The organism is Niveispirillum cyanobacteriorum, from assembly GCF_002868735.1.
GTDB classification, from domain to species: Bacteria; Pseudomonadota; Alphaproteobacteria; order Azospirillales; family Azospirillaceae; genus Niveispirillum; species Niveispirillum cyanobacteriorum.
Genome location: NZ_CP025613.1, coordinates 916640 through 934374 on the forward strand (window position 1 = coordinate 916640; position 17735 = coordinate 934374).

Annotated in this window: 17 protein-coding genes; 8 read left to right on the forward strand and 9 right to left on the reverse strand. The window is 62.8% G+C overall.

What is annotated here, in order from left to right:
- Positions 1-127: 127 nt before the first annotated feature.
- From C0V82_RS24760 to C0V82_RS24770, 3 genes are read right to left on the reverse strand one after another with little or no spacing between them, the layout of a single operon-like run.
- Entirely contained in the window at positions 128-943 is an 816-nt protein-coding gene (locus tag C0V82_RS24760) for a DUF4198 domain-containing protein (protein ID WP_102115064.1), read from the reverse strand.
- 44 nt (positions 944-987) lie between these two features.
- A complete protein-coding gene (locus C0V82_RS24765; RefSeq protein ID WP_102115065.1) occupies positions 988-1497 on the reverse strand; it encodes a DUF2271 domain-containing protein in 510 nt (169 codons plus the stop codon).
- A gap of 18 nt (positions 1498-1515) precedes the next feature.
- Positions 1516-2133 carry a PepSY-associated TM helix domain-containing protein gene (locus C0V82_RS24770; protein ID WP_102115066.1) on the reverse strand — a complete coding sequence of 206 codons (618 nt, stop codon included), beginning with the start codon at positions 2131-2133 and terminating at the stop codon, positions 1516-1518.
- A gap of 208 nt (positions 2134-2341) precedes the next feature.
- Between C0V82_RS24770 and C0V82_RS27155 the strand changes: the two genes are divergently transcribed.
- Positions 2342-3127: a hypothetical protein gene (locus C0V82_RS27155; protein WP_158660188.1), complete on the forward strand. Its 786-nt coding sequence runs from the start codon at positions 2342-2344 to the stop codon at positions 3125-3127.
- A 1-nt stretch (position 3128) separates the two neighbouring features.
- Here C0V82_RS27155 and C0V82_RS24775 read toward each other — a convergent pair whose 3' ends face one another.
- Positions 3129-4277 carry a M20 family metallopeptidase gene (locus C0V82_RS24775; protein WP_102115067.1) on the reverse strand — a complete coding sequence of 383 codons (1149 nt, stop codon included), beginning with the start codon at positions 4275-4277 and terminating at the stop codon, positions 3129-3131.
- Between the two features lie 44 nt (positions 4278-4321).
- On the reverse strand, positions 4322-5584 hold the full coding sequence (locus tag C0V82_RS24780; protein WP_102115068.1) for a Zn-dependent hydrolase: 1263 nt from the start codon (positions 5582-5584) through the stop codon (positions 4322-4324).
- Positions 5585-5734: 150 nt separating this feature from the next.
- On the opposite strand from C0V82_RS24780, the gene xdhA reads away from it, so the two are divergent.
- The 5 genes from xdhA (at position 5735) to C0V82_RS24805 (ending at position 11542) form a co-directional block, all read left to right on the forward strand.
- Positions 5735-7216 carry a xanthine dehydrogenase small subunit gene (gene xdhA, locus C0V82_RS24785; protein ID WP_102115069.1) on the forward strand — a complete coding sequence of 494 codons (1482 nt, stop codon included), beginning with the start codon at positions 5735-5737 and terminating at the stop codon, positions 7214-7216.
- Positions 7213-9543 (forward strand): xanthine dehydrogenase molybdopterin binding subunit, encoded by a 2331-nt coding sequence (xdhB, locus tag C0V82_RS24790; protein WP_102115070.1) that lies wholly within the window; start codon positions 7213-7215, stop codon positions 9541-9543. The genes xdhA and xdhB overlap by 4 nt, the downstream gene beginning before the upstream one ends.
- Positions 9540-10373 carry a xanthine dehydrogenase accessory protein XdhC gene (xdhC, locus tag C0V82_RS24795; protein WP_102115071.1) on the forward strand — a complete coding sequence of 278 codons (834 nt, stop codon included), beginning with the start codon at positions 9540-9542 and terminating at the stop codon, positions 10371-10373. The genes xdhB and xdhC overlap by 4 nt, the downstream gene beginning before the upstream one ends.
- Before the next feature lie 194 nt (positions 10374-10567).
- Complete coding sequence (locus C0V82_RS24800) at positions 10568-10954, forward strand: hypothetical protein (RefSeq protein WP_102115072.1); 387 nt, start codon at positions 10568-10570, stop codon at positions 10952-10954.
- 192 nt (positions 10955-11146) lie between these two features.
- Positions 11147-11542 carry a hypothetical protein gene (locus C0V82_RS24805; protein WP_158660189.1) on the forward strand — a complete coding sequence of 132 codons (396 nt, stop codon included), beginning with the start codon at positions 11147-11149 and terminating at the stop codon, positions 11540-11542.
- 140 nt (positions 11543-11682) lie between these two features.
- Here C0V82_RS24805 and C0V82_RS24810 read toward each other — a convergent pair whose 3' ends face one another.
- On the reverse strand, positions 11683-12645 hold the full coding sequence (locus C0V82_RS24810) for an alpha/beta hydrolase (protein ID WP_102115074.1): 963 nt from the start codon (positions 12643-12645) through the stop codon (positions 11683-11685).
- 205 nt (positions 12646-12850) lie between these two features.
- Between C0V82_RS24810 and C0V82_RS24815 the strand changes: the two genes are divergently transcribed.
- Complete coding sequence (locus C0V82_RS24815) at positions 12851-14479, forward strand: alpha-glucosidase family protein (RefSeq protein ID WP_102115075.1); 1629 nt, start codon at positions 12851-12853, stop codon at positions 14477-14479.
- 16 nt (positions 14480-14495) lie between these two features.
- Here the strand turns inward: C0V82_RS24815 and C0V82_RS24820 are convergent, their stop codons facing one another.
- The 3 genes from C0V82_RS24820 to C0V82_RS24830 are packed head-to-tail and all read right to left on the reverse strand — an operon-like array spanning position 14496 to position 17097.
- Positions 14496-15395 carry an alpha/beta hydrolase family protein gene (locus tag C0V82_RS24820; protein WP_158660190.1) on the reverse strand — a complete coding sequence of 300 codons (900 nt, stop codon included), beginning with the start codon at positions 15393-15395 and terminating at the stop codon, positions 14496-14498.
- Between the two features lie 40 nt (positions 15396-15435).
- The gene (locus C0V82_RS24825; protein ID WP_102115077.1) at positions 15436-16431 is read right to left on the reverse strand and encodes an inorganic phosphate transporter; all 996 of its coding nucleotides are present in this window, start codon (positions 16429-16431) and stop codon (positions 15436-15438) included.
- Between the two features lie 12 nt (positions 16432-16443).
- The gene (locus tag C0V82_RS24830; RefSeq protein WP_054168420.1) at positions 16444-17097 is read right to left on the reverse strand and encodes a DUF47 domain-containing protein; all 654 of its coding nucleotides are present in this window, start codon (positions 17095-17097) and stop codon (positions 16444-16446) included.
- Positions 17098-17296: 199 nt separating this feature from the next.
- On the opposite strand from C0V82_RS24830, the gene C0V82_RS24835 reads away from it, so the two are divergent.
- Positions 17297-17725 (forward strand): NUDIX hydrolase, encoded by a 429-nt coding sequence (locus C0V82_RS24835; protein ID WP_102115078.1) that lies wholly within the window; start codon positions 17297-17299, stop codon positions 17723-17725.
- The last annotated feature ends 10 nt before the right edge of the window (positions 17726-17735 follow it).

Below are 17735 nucleotides of genomic sequence, written 5' to 3' on the forward strand. Positions count from 1 at the left end.
GCTCAAACCTCTGCGCCGCCCGGATCAACACCACGGGGCCGTTGAGCCTGTAAACCTGGGTCCCGGCTTGCGCCGGGATGACGAGGGAGAGTGCGAAGCGGGTGGGAAAGGCGGACGACGCCCCCCCTTACTGCGCCAGCACCTCAAACGTCGCCGTATAGCTGGCGGACCGCTTGTTCGCCTGCGGCACGGTCGTCTTCTTGTCCTCGGTCTGGGCGGTCATCCAATACATGCCCGGCGTCGGCCAGGTGATGGTGAAGGCGCCGTCCTTGTCGGTCTTCACCTTCATCTCGCCCAGATCGTTGCGGTAACGGATGCCGCCGGGAATGACCGTCACCTCCACCTCCGGCGCCGGCTTGCCATCCAGCAGCAGCTTGAAGCTGGCCTTCTCACCCGCAAACAGGTCGTTCGGGTGGGTGACGGGCGACAGTTCCAGACCCTTGCCCGTGGGCTTCAGCACGGTATCGGTGGGCTTGCCAGACGTCGCGAAAAACTCCAGGCGCCGCGCACCCTCCGTCACCTGCAGCTTTTCAGCATTGGCCGGCACTTCCTTGGCGAAGGTTTCCGCCGTACCGCGCCAGCGCTTGCGCTGCCCGTTTTCTTCCCAACTGGCCATGATGCCCGCGCTGGCCAGCGCAACCTTGTAAGTGCCGGGTTGGGTCAGGTGGACATCGAACGTGCTGCGATACTTGCCCGTCGCCTGATTCTCCGCCGTACCGGCGCTGCCATCGGGGTTGGTGACGGCCAAGCCGTCCAGGCGCAGCGGCACATGCTCGAAGTAGAACAGGTCGTTGGACACGGCGGCATCCACCGTGATCCATGGGTCCTGACCCGACAGAACCGTGGCCGAGGGCAGCATCCATTGCCGATGCGCCGCCGCCGGACCGGCGATGGAGATGGCAAGCGTCAGCGCCAGCGTGGCGCGGGTCAGCAGCGACTTCATGGGGAAAACTCCTTGATCCATTGATTAAAGAAAACCGGCGGCGTTCAGCCCTTGACCTCAACCGCGATGCGGCCCAACTCCGTCTCGCCCTTGGCCTCTGCCTTCACGGGCTTGCCGTTCCAATCGAACGGCACGCGGATCAGTTCGCGTCCGCCCACCTCGCGCGCGGCCTCCACCACCAGCGCATAGGAACCGGGCTTCAATCCGTTCAAGGGTGCCTTGGCACCGTCCCAGGACAGGCGGTTTTCGCCCACGGGCAGGGTCGGGGCCGACACGCCATCGACAGGCATGGTCAGATCGCGACCCGACCGGCGCCACCATTGGCGCATATCCTTCAGCCACTTGGTCCCCTCATTGTCGCGCATCTTCACGTCGTACCGGACGGTCAGGTTGGCGACGAATTGCTGGTCCGGCGTCTCGATCCAGGCCGCGACATAGGGGCGGTGATATTCCGCCACCTCCAGCTTGGGGATTTCCACCGTGACGGCCAGCTCCCCAGCAAGCGCGGGGGTGACGGCCAGACCGGTCATTGACAGCGACAGAAGCGTGCGCATGGGTTCAATCCTGAAAGATCAGTGGATAAGAAGGATCAACAGCAGCATGGGTGCGACCAGCCCCAGCCCGACCAGCGGCCAGGTGCTGGGCCGTTTGCCCGCATGCAGATGCAAAAGGAAAAGCCCGGTGATGCAGAAGATCAGGCAGGCAACCGCGAAGATATCCAGGAACCAGGACCAGATCGTCCCCGTCCCCCGCCCCTTGTGCAGATCATTGAGGTAGGAAACCCAGCCCCGGTCCGTCACCTCATGCAGGACGGCGCCGTCCTCGCGCGCGATGGTGGCCCAGCCATCACCGCCGGGGCGCGGCAGGGCGATATACAGCTCATCATCCGACCATTCCGGCACGCCGGCAGACACATCCACGCCCATCTCGGCGGAAAACCAGTCCACAATCGCCGCCGGCACCGCCCCCTGGCCCACCGACAGGGCGGGGCGCAGCGCCTCGGGCAGGGTCGTTTCCTTGGTCACCGTGGTGGGCTTGGCCTCGACATGTCGGGCATTGTTCAGGGTGATGCCGGTAATGGCGAACAGCAGCATGCCGATCAGGCACAGGGCCGAGCTGACCCAATGCCATTGATGCAGATGCTTCAACCAGAAGGACCGCCGCCCCTGCTGCTCCACCCCCGCCGCCATGACCCCGTTTCACCCGCGATTGATAACGGCTCGCAAATAAGCACGAGTGCGAGTTATTCGCAATAGCGAAGCGGGGTATGGGCTATGCGCTTTTGGGATGAAGGGTTTGGTGGCGTGGGGCGTAGGACCATGACGACATTCAACAGGTTGCAGTGACCGCTGAGTGTCGATATATTGAACCGATATCTCTAAAAATTAGGAGTAAGCTATGACTAGTATATTCAGGGTGGTAAGCGTTTTATTGTTTTTTTCGCTATCGACGATAGCGGTTGGCCAGGAAACACCCGCGCCAACTCCTCAGACTCCAGAGGTCAAGAAAGTTTCTGAAGTCTCCAACGCCGGAGAAGGTGATTTTGCTAAGTTAATTCAAATACTAAACGAAATTAGTATAAATTCAGTAGAAATGTCCCGCAAGACAATCGAATCTTATAATTTAGCAAATGAAATTTGCGATTTTGAAGGTGATATACCCTCCAAGTCCGAAATTTGTTTTAATTTTCTTTCTAATATTAAAAGAAACGTTGAACAGGAATCAATTTATAACAATAATTCCCTATTAGCCGGAAATCTACTTGGGAGATTAACTTCTCTTGAAATAGAAAAACAAGATATTCGAGATAACTCTATTAATTCTGAAAACTCATGGGCAGAATCGCACAATAAGGAAGTTTTCAGAAGCCATCACGAAAAATCTAATTTCATTTTCTATTTTGTTATATCTTTGTGCTCAATCGGAATTTTGTTCTCTTCGATTCATTTCTTTATTGACATAAAAAGGCAGCTATTATCATTGAAAACTGGTGGCGTCGCCAATAAGATTCAACAGAATTATAATGGTACCGAGGATAATACGCGCGACTCGCAGGAACAGCATAAAGCGAAATTTGGCTTGTCAGGAATTGAACTTGGTTCTTCTGCGGTCGGAATTGTAATATTTTTTATAACAATCGCATTTTTCTACCTTTATATAGCTCACGTTTACCCGATAAAATAGTTTAAATTGAATTAAACAATTTTTCCACCACCCCTTCCAGGATCGCCGTCGCCGCCACCAGCTCATCCAGCGGCACATATTCGTTGGCCTTGTGCCCCTGCCAGCCTGCGCCCGGCCCGAAATTGACGATCTCGATGCCGTCGTCGGCGAAGTAGCGGCCATCGCTGGCCCCGGTATCTTTCAGGAACCGGGCCGGCGCGCCCGTCACCGCCTCGATGGAGGCGCAGAGCGCGGAGACCAGCGGCCCGTCATGGGGTGCCCGAAAGCCGTTGGTGCCCGTCAGCAGGCGGCAGGAAAGGTGCTCAGCCTCCGGATGCGCCAACACCAGCGCCTCAATCTCCGCAAAGGCCTCGACGATCTTCTCCTCGGGCAGCAAGCGGCGGTCGATTTCCACGCGCGCCAGGTTGGGCACGACATTGGTGTTCTCACCGCCGCGGAAGATGCCAATATTCATGGTCGATTGCTGCTCACCGACCTTTCGGTCTCGCAACCGCTCCGCCATCACCCCGTCAATATGGGTCATCACCCGCATCAGGCGCAGGATGGCATTATCGCCCGCCGCCGGGTTGCCAGCATGGGCAGACTTCCCCCGCGCGGTCACCTCCACCCACATCACGCCGCGCTCCGCCGTGATCAACTGGTTTTCGGTCTGCGTACCGACAACCAGCATGTCGGGCTTCACCGCCCCGATCTCCCGCAGGTAGAAGGCCCCGTCCGGCCCCAGATTCTCCTCATCCCCACAGAAGGTGAAGACGATCTTGCCCCGCGCCGGCCCGCCGCGCCGCGCCACCTGCTCGGCCAGCCAGAGTTGTGCCGCCATCGACCCTTTGCAGTTACCGGCCCCCAGTCCATGCACACGCCCGTCGATGACGGTGGCGACCAGCGGCTCCGTCTCCCACATGGCGCGTTCGCCAATGCCTACCGTGTCGGCATGGGCGTTGAACATCAAGGTGGGTCCCGGTGCCGCCCCCGCCCACTCCGCCACCACATTCGCGATCTGGGGCCGGTCGCGGTGCAGCACCTGCACCTTGTAGCCCACTTTTTCCAGCCGGTCGGCGGCATAGGTGCAGATCGCCGCCGTATCGCCGGGCGGAAAGGTGCTGGGAATGGCGATCAGGTCGGACAGGATGGACAGGACGGGATGGGTCATGATGGGGGGCCTAAAGAGCGCGGAGAAGGTTGAAAGTTGGCTGATTAGCCCGCCAACCGCGCCAGCGTTTCCGCCAGCACCGCCGCCCCCGCATGGCAATGTTCGGGGCTGGCATATTCCAGCTCATTATGGCTGATCCCATCCTTGCACGGGATGAAGATCATGCCCGTGGGACAGCGCGGGGCCATGAATTTGGCGTCGTGATTGGCACCCGACGGCATGTCGCGGTTGGCATAGCCCAACCCTTCCGCCGCCTCGCGCACCGCATCGACCACCGCCGGATCGAAATCCACAGGTGCCGTCGTGCTGGTCTCCTTCACCACCACCTCGCACGGTGCCGCCAGCGACTGGATCAGCGGCGCCACCTTATCCCCCCGCTCCTTCACCAGTTCCGCGTCGGGATGGCGGAAATCAATGGTGAAGATCACCTTGCCGGGCACGGTGTTGGGCGAACCGGGCAGCACCTCGAACCGGCCAAAGGTGCAGCGGATGATATCATCCGGGTCATGCATCAGGTCGTTCAGGGCATTGACCATTTTCAGGGCCGTCTGGAACGCATCCTTGCGGGCACCATGGGGCGTGGTACCCGCATGCGCCTCCTGGCCCGTCACCTCCACCTGGAACCAGCGGCTACCCTGGATGCCCTGCACCACGCCGATGGTCTTGCCCTCGGCCTCCAGGCGCGGTCCCTGCTCGATATGCGCCTCGACATAGGCGGCGGCCGGCGATCCGAAATCCCGCACCTGCATCTCCGGGGCAAGCGACAGCGTCTCTGCCAACGCGTCCCGCACGCTCACCCCCTTCGCATCGGTGCAGGCCAGCACCATTTCCAGATCCATCTTTCCCGCGAACAGGGCCGATCCCATGCAATAGGGCTGGAAGCGCGACCCTTCCTCATTGGTCCAGGCCACAACCTCAACCGGGTGCCGGGTCACGGCACCGGCATCCTCCAGCGCCTCCAGCACCTCAAACCCCGCCAGCACGCCATAAACGCCGTCATAGCGTCCGCCCGTCGGCTGGCTATCCAGGTGGCTGCCCGTCATCACGGGCGGCAGGGTCGGGTCGCTGCCTTCGCGGCGCACATACAGGTTGCCGATCCCGTCCGTGGACACCGCGAATCCGCGTGCCGTGGCCCAGCTTGTCAGCAGGGCGCGGGCCAGCCCATCCTCGCGGGACAGCGCCTGTCGATTGACGCCCCCCTTCTCCGTCGCCCCGATCTTCGCCATATCGGCCAGCCTTTGGGCCAGGCGATCCTGGCTGACATGGGCTGCGATGGAACCGAAGGACCGGTTGCTGGGATGGGTCATGCGCGGAAATCCCTGTTCATGTTCGTTTGTTTCACGGGGACGTTTCCGCCCCAGAACAAAATGTTGCACCGCATCATTGTTCTGTAAAGCGACTTGACAGGGGGCGTTTCCTGTTCTGCCATGCTTTCTTTTGGAACGAACTGGTAGACCATGGCCGATTGCGTCCGCTTCGTACACCGGGGACAGGTTGTCACCCTCTCCGACGTCCCCCCCACCCGCACCGTGCTGGATTACCTGCGCGAGGATCGGGGACGGCGCGGGACCAAGGAAGGCTGTAACGAGGGGGATTGCGGCGCCTGCACCATCGTGCTGGGCACGCGGGTCGGCGTGCTGGGCATGGCGGAGGCGGAGAGCATTCAGTACCGGGCCGTCAATGCCTGCATCCTGTTCGTCACGGCCTTAGACGGCAAGGAACTGGTGACGGTAGAGGATCTGGCCGGGCCCGACGGCACGCTCCACCCCATACAGCAGGCGATGGTCGACCATCACGGCAGCCAGTGCGGCTTCTGCACCCCCGGCTTCGTGATGTCCCTGTTCGCGCTTTATCACACCGACGCCGAACCCGACCGAACCCGGATCGACGCCGCCCTGGCGGGCAATCTCTGCCGCTGCACCGGTTACCGCCCTATCGTCGATGCCGCCCGCGCCATGGGCCGCGCGCCCGATACCTATACCGCCCAGATGACAGAAACCCTGGCTTTGCTGCGCAGCATAGAGCGCCGCGAAACTCTGTCCCATCCCGGCGGCACGGCGTTTGCCCCCGCCACATCGGATCAGCTGGCCGAGTTGCTGCTGACCCATCCCGACGCCACCATTGTGGCCGGCGGCACCGATGTCGGCCTGTGGGTGACCAAGCAGATGCGCGACCTGGGCACCATCATCCATATTGGCGGCATCCGCGATCTGGCCGGGATCAGCCGCAAGGATGGCTTCATTACCATCGGCGCCACGGCCACCGTCACCGATGCAGCAGAAATCCTGGCCCCGCTCTACCCCGATCTCGGCGACCTGTTCCGCCGCTACGGCTCGGAACAGGTGCGCAGTTCCGCGACCCTGGGCGGCAACATCGCCAATGGCTCCCCCATTGGCGACAGCATGCCTGCCCTGATCGCCCTGGGCAGCACCCTGGTCCTGCGGTGCGGTGGCATGACGCGCGAAATGCCGTTGGAGGATTTCTTCCTTTCCTATCGCAAGACGGCGTTGCAACCGGGCGAATTCGTGGCCGCCATCCGCGTACCCGAACCCAGCGCCGACCGCCTGTTCGCTTGCTATAAGATCTCCAAACGTTTTGATCAGGATATCTCGGCCGTCATGGCCGGCTTCGGCCTGACCTTGCAGGACGGCATCGTCACCGCCGCCCGTCTGGCCTTCGGCGGCATGGCCGGCACGCCCAAGCGCGCCACGAACGCGGAGGCCGCGCTGATCGGTCATCCTTTCGATGCCACCGCCGCCAAACAAGCCGCCGCCGCCCTGGCCCAGGATTTCCAACCCCTGACCGATATGCGCGCCAGCGCCGATTACCGGCTGATCACCGCCGGCAACCTGATCCTCAAATGGCAGATGGAGCAGGCCCTGCCCCCCACCGCCACCCGCGTGCCCGCCTTCGCCCGCGCCATCGGGGGTGCCGCATGAGTGCCCGTCCCCCCCGCAGCCCCACGCCCATCCCCTTCCCCGCCACGCATCAACCCATCCGCCATGACAGCGCCCCGCTGCATGTGGCGGGGACGGCGCGTTATGTCGATGACATGCCTGAACCGCCGGGCCTGCTGCATGTGGCGCTGGGGCAAAGCGCCAAGGCCCATGCCCGTATTCTCTCGATCGACTTGTCCGCCGTGCGGGCCTATCCCGGCGTGGTCGCCGTCCTGACCGCCGCTGATATTCCCGGCCAGAACGATGTCGGCCCCGTCGTGGCCGATGACCCGATCTTTGCCGAAACCCTGGTCGAATATGTCGGGCAAAGCCTGTTCGCCGTGGCCGCCACCACCCGCATCGCCGCCCGCGCCGCCGCAAGGCTGGCCAAGGTGACCTATGATGAACTGCCGGCGATCATAACCATCGCCGACGCCCGCGCCGCCGACAGCCATATATTGCCGCCCAAACGTGTGGAACGCGGGGATCCGCCGGGCGCGCTGGCGACATCACCGCACCGCCTGTCGGGCCATCTCGCCATGGGCGGGCAGGATCATTTCTACCTGGAAGGCCAGATTTCCATGGCCATTCCGGGGGAGGATGGCGACATGCACGTCCTCTGCTCCACCCAGCACCCGTCAGAGGTACAGCATCTGGTGGCCCGCGCCCTGGGCCGGCCTGACAACCATGTCGTGGTGGAGGTACGGCGCATGGGCGGTGGCTTCGGGGGCAAGGAAACCCAGGCCAGCCTGTTCGCCGCCGCCGCATCCCTGGTCGCCGACCGTACAGGCCGCCCGGCCAAGCTGCGCCTGGACCGCGATGACGACATGGTGATGACGGGCAAGCGCCATGATTTTGAGGTGGCCTATGATGTCGGCTTCGACGCCGATGGCCGCATCCTGGCGCTCGACCTCACCTTGGAAAGTCGCTGCGGCATGTCGACCGACCTGTCGGGCGCCATCAATGACCGCGCCATTTTCCACGCCGATAATTGCTATTTCCTGCCAAACGTCCGCATCACCTCCTACCGTTACAAAACGCACACCGTCTCCAATACGGCCTTTCGCGGCTTTGGCGGACCACAGGGGATGCTGGCGATTGAAGGGGTGGTGGATGATATCGCCCAGCATCTGGGCCTCGACCCGCTCGCCGTGCGCCGTGCCAATCTTTATGGCGGACCCGACCGCAACATCACGCCCTATGGCATGAAGGTAGAGGATTTCATCGCCGACAGCCTGCTGGACCGTCTGGAATCCACCTCCTCCTATCAGGCCCGCCGCACGGCCATCGCCGCCTTTAACGCCGCCAGCCCGGTGCTGAAACGCGGCATCGCGCTGACGCCCGTCAAATTCGGCATCTCCTTCACCACCTCCTTCCTGAACCAGGCCGGCGCCCTGATCCAGGTTTATAGCGATGGTTCTGTCCTGCTGAACCATGGCGGCACAGAAATGGGCCAGGGGCTTTACACCAAGGTGGCGCAGGTGGTGGCCGATGTCTTCGGCATCGGTCTGGACCGGGTGCGCATCACTTCCACCCGCACGGACAAGGTGCCCAACACGTCGGCCACTGCCGCCTCTGCGGGGGCCGACCTGAACGGCATGGCCAGTTTCAATGCCGCCCGCACCATCCGCGACCGGCTGTCCGCCTTCATCGCCGCCCGTTGGGGCGTGGAACCCACCACCCTCTCCTTCGCCCATGGCAAGGTTACGGCGGGCGAGCATGCGATTAGCTTTGATGATCTGGTGCGTCAGGCCTATCTGGCCCGCGTCTCGCTCTCGGCCACCGGCTTCTACGCCACACCCAAGATTGATGTGGATAAAGAGACCCTGATCGGCCGCCCCTTCTATTACTTTGCCTACGGTGCCGCCGTGTCCGAAGTCGTCATCGACACGCTGACCGGGGAGACCAAGCTTCTGGCCGTCGATATCCTGCATGATTGCGGTACCTCGCTGAACCCCGTGCTGGACCGGGGACAGGTGGAAGGCGCCTATGTGCAGGGCATGGGCTGGCTGACCATGGAGGAACTGGTGTTCGATGCGGCGGGCCGCCTGCGCACCCATGCGCCCAGCACCTACAAGATCCCCGGCTGCGGCGACATCCCCGACCATTTCAAGGTCGATCTGGTGAACCAGCCCAACCGGGAAGAAACCATCCACCGGTCAAAGGCCGTGGGCGAACCACCGTTCATGCTGGCCATTTCCGCCTATCACGCCATCAAGGCTGCCGTGGCCGCATCGGGCGGCAGCGGCCCGGTTAAGCTCGACGCACCCGCCACGCCCGAACGCGTCCTGATGGCCGTCCGCGCGCGCCAATCGGGGACCGGCGCATGAATACCGACTGGATCACGGCGCTTGCCGATTGTCAGCGTGATGAACGGCCCAGCATCTTGGTCACTGTGACAGAGGTGGCGGGTTCCGCCCCCCGCGCTGCCGGTACCAAGATGCTGGTCACCGCCGATGCGCTGCACGGCACGATCGGCGGCGGCGCGCTGGAGTTTACAGCCATTGAAACGGCCCGCGCCCTGCTCGATGGTCATGTAACGGAATTACGCACACAATCGTACCCCTTGGGGCCTGCGCTCGGCCAATGCTGCGGTGGGCGGGTCACCCTCCTGTTCGAACCAATGCGGCCGCCGCGCCTGCGCATCGCCCTGTTCGGGGCCGGCCATGTGGCCAAGGCACTGGTCGCCATCCTGGGCACCCTGCCGGCCCGCGTCACCTGGATCGACAACCGCCCCGACCTTTTCCCCGACGTAACGCCCGCCAATGTCACGGCCCAGGTGTTGGAGGAGCCGGAGACGGCGCTGACCCAGGGGTACAGCCATATCCTGATAATGACCCATGATCACGCCCTGGACTACAGCCTTGTAAAATCAGCCCTCTGCCTGCCCGGCGCCCCCTTCGTAGGGGTCATCGGGTCTGAGACCAAACGCGCGCGATTCGCCTCGCGGCTGCGCGCAGAGGGTCTGGACCCCGTCCGCCTCACCTGCCCCATCGGCATTGCGGGCCTGACCGGCAAGCATCCAGGCGAGATCGCAGTGGCCGTGGCGGCACAATTGCTCAGCCTGCCTGCCCCCGCCGCCACCCTGGCACCTCAGGATTTTGTTAGCGATAACAATTGCCTGGGCTGCCCCACGCCCTGTGGCGAACAGACGCCATGATAAATTGTTGATTCATAAAATTATCTGCATCATCTCACGCATAGCTAAAAGCCTGTGCGTAGTGAAATTACCGACATATGCTTGATCTTATAAACGAACCGCCGGCCCACGGGACTGGCGGCACTTTCGGGGGAAGCGAACGAACAAGGCAAAAATGACGGCATGTCCTGCCGTCCGGCTTTGTGAGGATCGCGATGAAGAACCTGTTTTCCGCCTTGATCCTTTCCACCCTTGCCCTGGCCCTCACCGGCCCCGCCCTTGCCGATGTCTCGGGCCTGAATGCCGCCTGTGGCGGCCTGCCCACCGCCCCGTCCGTCACCCAGGGCGACAGCGCCGATGAAACCGCGATGCGCGCTTACGGCGCCGGCATGCGCGATTATACGGCCCGCCTGATGACCTATCTCACCTGTCTGGACAACCACCCGGCCAGCAGCGCCGACCTAGCATCCGCCAGCTACCGGCGTGAGGTGATCAGCCATCGTCAGCAGGTGGTCGATCAGCTCGAAAAAAGCGTCAGCCGCTTCAACACCGAACTGAAGACCTTCAAGTCTCGGCAGGCCCAGGTGGCGGCTGTTCCATAATTCCATGCGCGAAACGCATGACAGACTCCTGTGTCAGCGGTGTCATTAACGATACTTTCCCCCTTTCGCTGCACCGCAACCGCTTTATACTGCACCGCACAAGAACACGGTACCGGCCCGATCCGGTCCATTAAAGGGAGCGAACGTACAAGGCCCGAAACGTCGGTGGCATCCCGCCCCGGTTCCAGCTTTGTGAGTATCGCTATGAAGAAGCTCTATTCCGCTCTGATCCTCTCCGCCCTGGCCCTGCTGGCTGCTGGTCAGTCCCAGGCGGCCCACCCCGCGCTGAAGCGCATCTGTGGTGAGGCTCCGGCCGCCCCGCAGCTGATCGAAGGCACGACCGCCACCCGCGACAGCATGGTGCAGGTCGCCGGTTCCGTCCGCGGCTTCGCGGACCAGTCGCTGAACTACCTGTCCTGCCTGGACAGCCAGCCGGCCTCCACCTCCTACATGGCGCAGCCGTCCTTCCGGGCCCAGCTGTCCGCCTACCGCGATCAGGTGGCCGACCGCCTGGAAGCGACCGTGAACGCCTACAACGCCGAACTGCGCGACTTCAAGGCGCAGCAGGCCCAGGTGGCACAGAAGTAAGGCCAACCCGGCGCCCATGCGGCGTAAGCCAAGTCCGCGGATGCGGACGCCCGGCGCCTGAGGGAAAAAGAAGTAAGGACCGGTTTCGACCGTTGGTCCTGACAAAAGGGCGGGTGGCAACACCCGCCCTTTTTGTTTGTTTACACCCCCAACAGAAACCGCAGCGGCACATCCACGCGCTTGCGCCACGCCACCTCATTGTGCGGTTCACCGTCATAAAGCCGGGTCACCCAGTCCTTGCCCTGAACATAGCCAAGGTCCGGCATGAAGACGTCCACCTTGGCCTGGAACGGCGGATAGACCGAGTCCAGCTCGGCATTGCCGAGATCGAAATAGATCCGGTGCTGGCCTGCGCGCGGCAGGTTGGCCTTTACCCAAGCGATGAAGTTATCGGCGATCAGGGTCATTCGTGGATCGCCGCTTTTGATCCAATCGAAATTGGTGACGCTGGGCCAATGGGTTGAAACACACCCCGCCGCCCCGAACACCGCCGGATAGCGGATCAGACTGTAGAGCGAGATCAGGCCACCCATGCTGGACCCCATGATCGACGTGTCCGCCCGACCCGGCTTTGTGCGGTATGTCGCGTCGATGAAGGGCTTCAGCTCCTTCACCAGAAAATCGACATAGCCATCGGACAGGGCCGGCCCGCCCGATCCCGCCTCATACGCGGCCCGAACCTCCGCCGGCACCTGCTCATAGGGCACCTGCGGCAGATATTCCCGGCGGCGATATTGGGTGTTCCACACCCCCACCACAATGGCGGGCTTCACGGCTCCCTCGCCCATCAGGCGCACCATGGCCTCATCCACCCCCCATTCCCCGAACGGGGTGGAGGCTGGGTCAAACAGGTTCTGGCCATCATGCATGTAGAGGACACTGAAACTCTGCGTGCCGCCCTCATACCCAGGCGGCAGCCAGACATCGACACGGCGCGGCTCTGTCAGCGCACTCGGGAACAGGTCGTAACGCCACAGGCTGCCCGCCGGCACCGGCACCGGAACGGGCTTCGGCACAACCCCACCGGCGGCCATTACCGGCAGCGGCAGAAGCGGCAGGGTCAGCGCCCCCAGCAGGGCACGGCGGTTCAGGCAAAACATCATGGCGGACCTCCCGGAACCTTATCCTTGTCCCCAGGATCACCGCTTTCGGACCCGCGCCAACCGTAAATACGTATGCGTCGCAGCGCAGCATGAAGGCGCATACGTATGCGCCCCATACCCGTCCGGCGCTGCCGATTTTACGATAGGGGCAACAGAACAAGCGTTGAGTGCCGGGGGGAGTTCGATCATGAGTTTGACGGCAAGCATGGTTCGCGCCGACGGAGCGGCGGGGCCTGACCAGGGTGTCGTTCACCCCTGGTGGCGGGGCGCTGTCATCTACCAGATCTATCCGCGCAGCTTCGCCGACAGCAATGGCGACGGGATTGGCGACCTGAAGGGCCTGCTGGCCCATCTGGACCATGTGGCGTCCTTAGGCGCCGATGCCATCTGGATCTCGCCCTTCTTCAAGTCGCCCATGGATGATTTCGGATACGATATATCCGATCATTGCGATGTCGATCCGATTTTCGGGACCATGGCCGACTGTGATGCCGTCATCGCGCGGGCCCATGATCTGGGCCTGAAAGTCATCATCGATCAGGTCTATTCCCACACCTCCATCGAACATCCCTGGTTTCAGGAAAGCCGGCAGAACCGCACCAATCCCAAGGCCGACTGGTTTGTCTGGCAGGATGCAAAGCCCGATGGCACGCCGCCCAACAACTGGCAATCGGTATTCGGCGGCCCGGCCTGGACCTGGGATGCGCGGCGTCGGCAGTATTACATGCATAATTTCCTGTCCAGCCAGCCGGACCTGAACCTGCATAACCCCGAAGTGCAGGAAGCCATCAAGGGCGTGGCCCGTTTCTGGATGGATAAGGGCGTGGACGGATTGCGCGTCGATGCCGCCAACTTCTTCATGCATGACCGGGAATTGCGCGACAATCCCATCAACCTGGAAGCGACCGCACCGAAGCGCCCCTATGAGTTCCAGCGGCAGGTCCATAATATCTCACAGCCCGAGAATCTGGGCTTTATCGAGGATCTGCGCACCCTGCTGGACAGTTACCCAGACCGTTTCATGGTGGCGGAGATGGGGGAAGCACCGTTCGACATGGTGGCGGATTACACGCTGCCCGGCAGACGTTGCCATTCCGCCTATAATTTCTCCTTCCTCTATCACAAGCAGTTAGATGCTGGCGTGCCGCGCCGGGTGATCGGCGGCTGGAATCAGGCATCGGGCGGGGCCTGGCCCTCCTGGACCTTCTCCAACCATGACGCACCGCGTGCCGTTTCCCGCTGGGGCGGGGATGTGCCGCCGCCGGCTCTGGCCCGCTGCCTGAACACCCTGCTGGTGTCGCTACCCGGCTCCGTCTTCCTCTATTACGGGGAGGAACTGGGCCTGCCGCAGGCGCGGGTGGCGTTTGAGGATCTGGTGGACCCCGAAGCCATCGCCAACTGGCCCCACACCTTGGGCCGCGACGGCGCCCGTACCCCCATGCCCTGGTCCAAGGATGCGCCCAATGCCGGCTTCTCCACGGCCAAGCCCTGGCTGCCCGTAGACCGCAACCACCTGCCGCTGGCCGTGGATGTGCAGACAGGCGATCCCAACAGCACCCTGTCGGTGACCAGGCGCCTCTTGGCGCGTCGCCGGGCCGAACCGGCCCTGCGCTGGGGCGACATCCGATTCCGCCCGCCCGCCGATCCCGTGCTGGCCTTTGAGCGCATCCATGCCGATGGCGATGTGTTGGTGGTGATCAACCTCTGCGCCGAACCCGCCCCGCACGGCCTGATCGATGCGGCCAACTGGGTGCAGGTGGAAAGCGTCAACGGCGCCGACCTGTCATCCGGCACCCTGCCCGCCTATGGCGCAGTGATCGCGCGGCGGGGGTAAGGGGCATCGCTCCCCCCTACCGCCGCAACCGATCCCTGATTTCAGCCTGGATCACGGCCCAAGCGCCTGATTGCGGGTCGATCAGTTCGAAATGCCCGGCCCCGTCAATCTCCAGCTCCCGCAACCCCGGCCCCAGCGCCTTGGCGCCATAGGCCTGGGCGAATGTCGGCGGCACGATGATGTCGCGCGTCCCGGAAATCAGGGTCAGGGACAGGCTTTTTGCGGGCGCCTCACCCGGTGAGGTATCGGCGAAGGCCGCCTCCCCGCGCGTGGCGGCCCCGATCAGCTTGTCCACCGTTTCCGGCCCGCCACAGGCCGCCGGCCCCCGCGCCCGGTAATCGCGTAGATCGACAATCCCGGCCAGCGACACCACCCCCGTCACGGGCAAGGCATCCGCCTTGTAAAGCGGGCTGCCCTTGGGCAGCAGTGCGCGCCCGGCGGCCCAGACGGCCAGATGCCCGCCCGCTGAATGCCCCGCCACGGCCACGCGCGTCAGGTCCAGCTTGTGCGGCTCGGCCAGGGCGCGCACCTGCTCCATGGCCGCCGACACATCCTGAAAGGTTCCGGGATAGCCGCCGCCCGGCTGCCCCAGCCGGCGATATTCGATATTCCACACGGCGATGCCGGCATCCGACAGCGCCTTGGCCATCGGGTTCATCAGCTCAAAGGCCGGCACATCGCCCAGCCAGCACCCACCATGGATCAGAACCAGCACCGGGTGGGGGCCCGCCCCCGCCGGCAGCCATAGGTCGCCGAACTGCTGCGCATCACTGCCATAGGTGACACGAACCCCGCCCGTCACCTTGGGCCGGGCCAGCAGGTCCTTGTATGTGAGGACCGGCGGCGGGTCGGCGGACAGGACGGGGGCTGAGAGCAAGAGGCCGGAAACGACAAGGGCAGGAAGCAGACGCAGCATGGACGGCACCCTATGGTGGATACCGCCCATGGTGACCCGCTTAAAACACCCGCGTCAACCAGTAGAAGCCAGCACCCACGGCGGCCGCCGCCGGCATGGTCAGGACCCAGGCCACCAGAATGCCCTGCGCCAGCCCCCAGCGCACGGACGAGGCCCGCTGTGCCGACCCCACCCCGACAATGGCGCCGGTGATGGTATGGGTGGTGGAGACGGGAACGCCCAGATATGTGGCCGTGAATAGGGTGATGGCGCCCGCCGTTTCGGCACAGCTTCCATGAACAGGCTTCAGTTCCGTCAGGCGCGACCCCATGGTCTTCACGATCTTCCAGCCGCCGAACAGCGTGCCCAGCCCCATGCAAAACTGGCAGGAGATGACCACCCAGAACGGCACATGGAACCCATCGGGCATATAGCCCTGGCTGAACAGCAGCACGGCGATGATCCCCATGGTCTTCTGCGCGTCATTACCGCCATGTCCCAGGCTGTAGAGCGAGGCCGAGACGATCTGCACGCTGCGGAACACCTTATCCACCTTGAAGGGGGAGAAGCGGCGGAACACCCAGGAGACGATCACCATCAGGATGATGGCCAGCACGAAGCCGACGGTGGGAGAGATCACGATGGCCACCGCCGTCTTGATCAGGCCCGAACCCACCACCCCGAACCCGGCCTTGGCCACACCAGCCCCGACCAGACCCCCCACCAGCGCGTGGGACGAAGAGGAAGGGATACCGCCCAGCCAGGTAACGATGTTCCAGATGATCGCCCCCATCAGGGCCGCAAAGATAACCGAGGCATCGATGATGCTGGCATCGACAATGCCCTTGCCGATGGTATTGGCCACATGCGTGCCGAAGAAGATGAAGGCGATGAAGTTGAAGAAGGCCGCCATGATCACGGCGTTGCGCGGCGACAGCACGCGCGTCGACACCACCGTGGCGATGGAATTGGCCGCGTCATGCAGGCCGTTCAGGAAATCGAAGGCCAGCGCCAGGGCGATCAGGCCGATCAGGATCGGCAGGGAGATCAGTTCCATGGGAGGCGCCGATCAGACATTGTCGACAATGATGCTGTCGACGATGTCGGCGACATCCTCGCCCGCATCCAGCACGGCTTCCATCAGTTCCAGGATCTCGCGGATCAGGGCCTGACGGTAGGTGATGGGGGCATCCAGACCGCCGCTTTCCTGACGCAGACGGGCCTTGGCAGCGCGCAGGATCTTGTCGCTGTCGCTCTCCAGTTCGGAAATCTCGCGCGTCATGCGGGTCATTTCCGCGACATGGCGGGGAATGTCGCGCAGCTTGGGCAGGCATTCCGGCAGGATGGCAGCACAACGCACGATCAGATCAGACAGAGCGTGCATCTCGGCCGTATATTCCATGGGGCCGGCTTCCGTCATGTGACGGGCCACGTCCTGGATCAGGTCGATAATGTCATCCATGCGCTTGGCCAGATCCTGGATGTCGGACCGGTCAAAGGGCACAATGAAGGAACGGTGGACAGCCGCCTGGATTTCCTTGGTGATCTTGTCGGCGTCGTTCTCCGCCTGATGGATACGCTGGAACCGCATCTCCAACTGGTCGCCATTCTTGACCAGATCACGCAGCGCCTCAGCGGCGACCAGAATCAGGCGGGCATGGTCGGTGAAATGGTCGAAAAACCGTTCTTCGCGGGGCATCATGGCCCGGAACAGGCTCAGCATCTTCTATCCCGATAACGCATTGGCAAGGGGCACTGACGGCGCACCGCCGCAGTCTGGCCCCCCTGTAGCATTGAATGGCCCGTCTCTGTAATGTTAATGTCACAAAACGGTCATGTTGAGCCAAGATACTGGGTGTTTATCCGTCGCACTAAGAACGGATAGCTATTCAGGCAGTTCGTTCAGGGTGTAAAAGCAGTAAATGGGTGATCGTAAAAACACAGTCCAGCATGCGGCCCTGCCGTTCCGCATGACCGAAACCGGCCCGCAGATCCTTCTGGTCACCTCGCGTGAGACGCGGCGGTGGATCATTCCCAAGGGCTGGGCCAAGAAGAATGTCGAACCGCATGAGATGGCCGCCATCGAAGCGTTCGAGGAAGCGGGCGTGCGCGGCAAGGTCAAGAAGAAGGCCGTGGGCGAATATCGCTATGACAAGCGGCTGGACGATGGCAGCACCGTCACCTGCGATGTATCGGTCTTCCCGCTAGAGGTGACGACCGAACTCCCCGACTGGCCCGAACGCACCCAACGCGACCGCCGCTGGTTCCCCCCCGCCGAAGCCGCCATGCTGATTTCCGAGCCGGGGCTGGTGGATATTTTCCAGAAACTGGCGGTGAAGTGGGAGGATTGAGGCCCCCCGC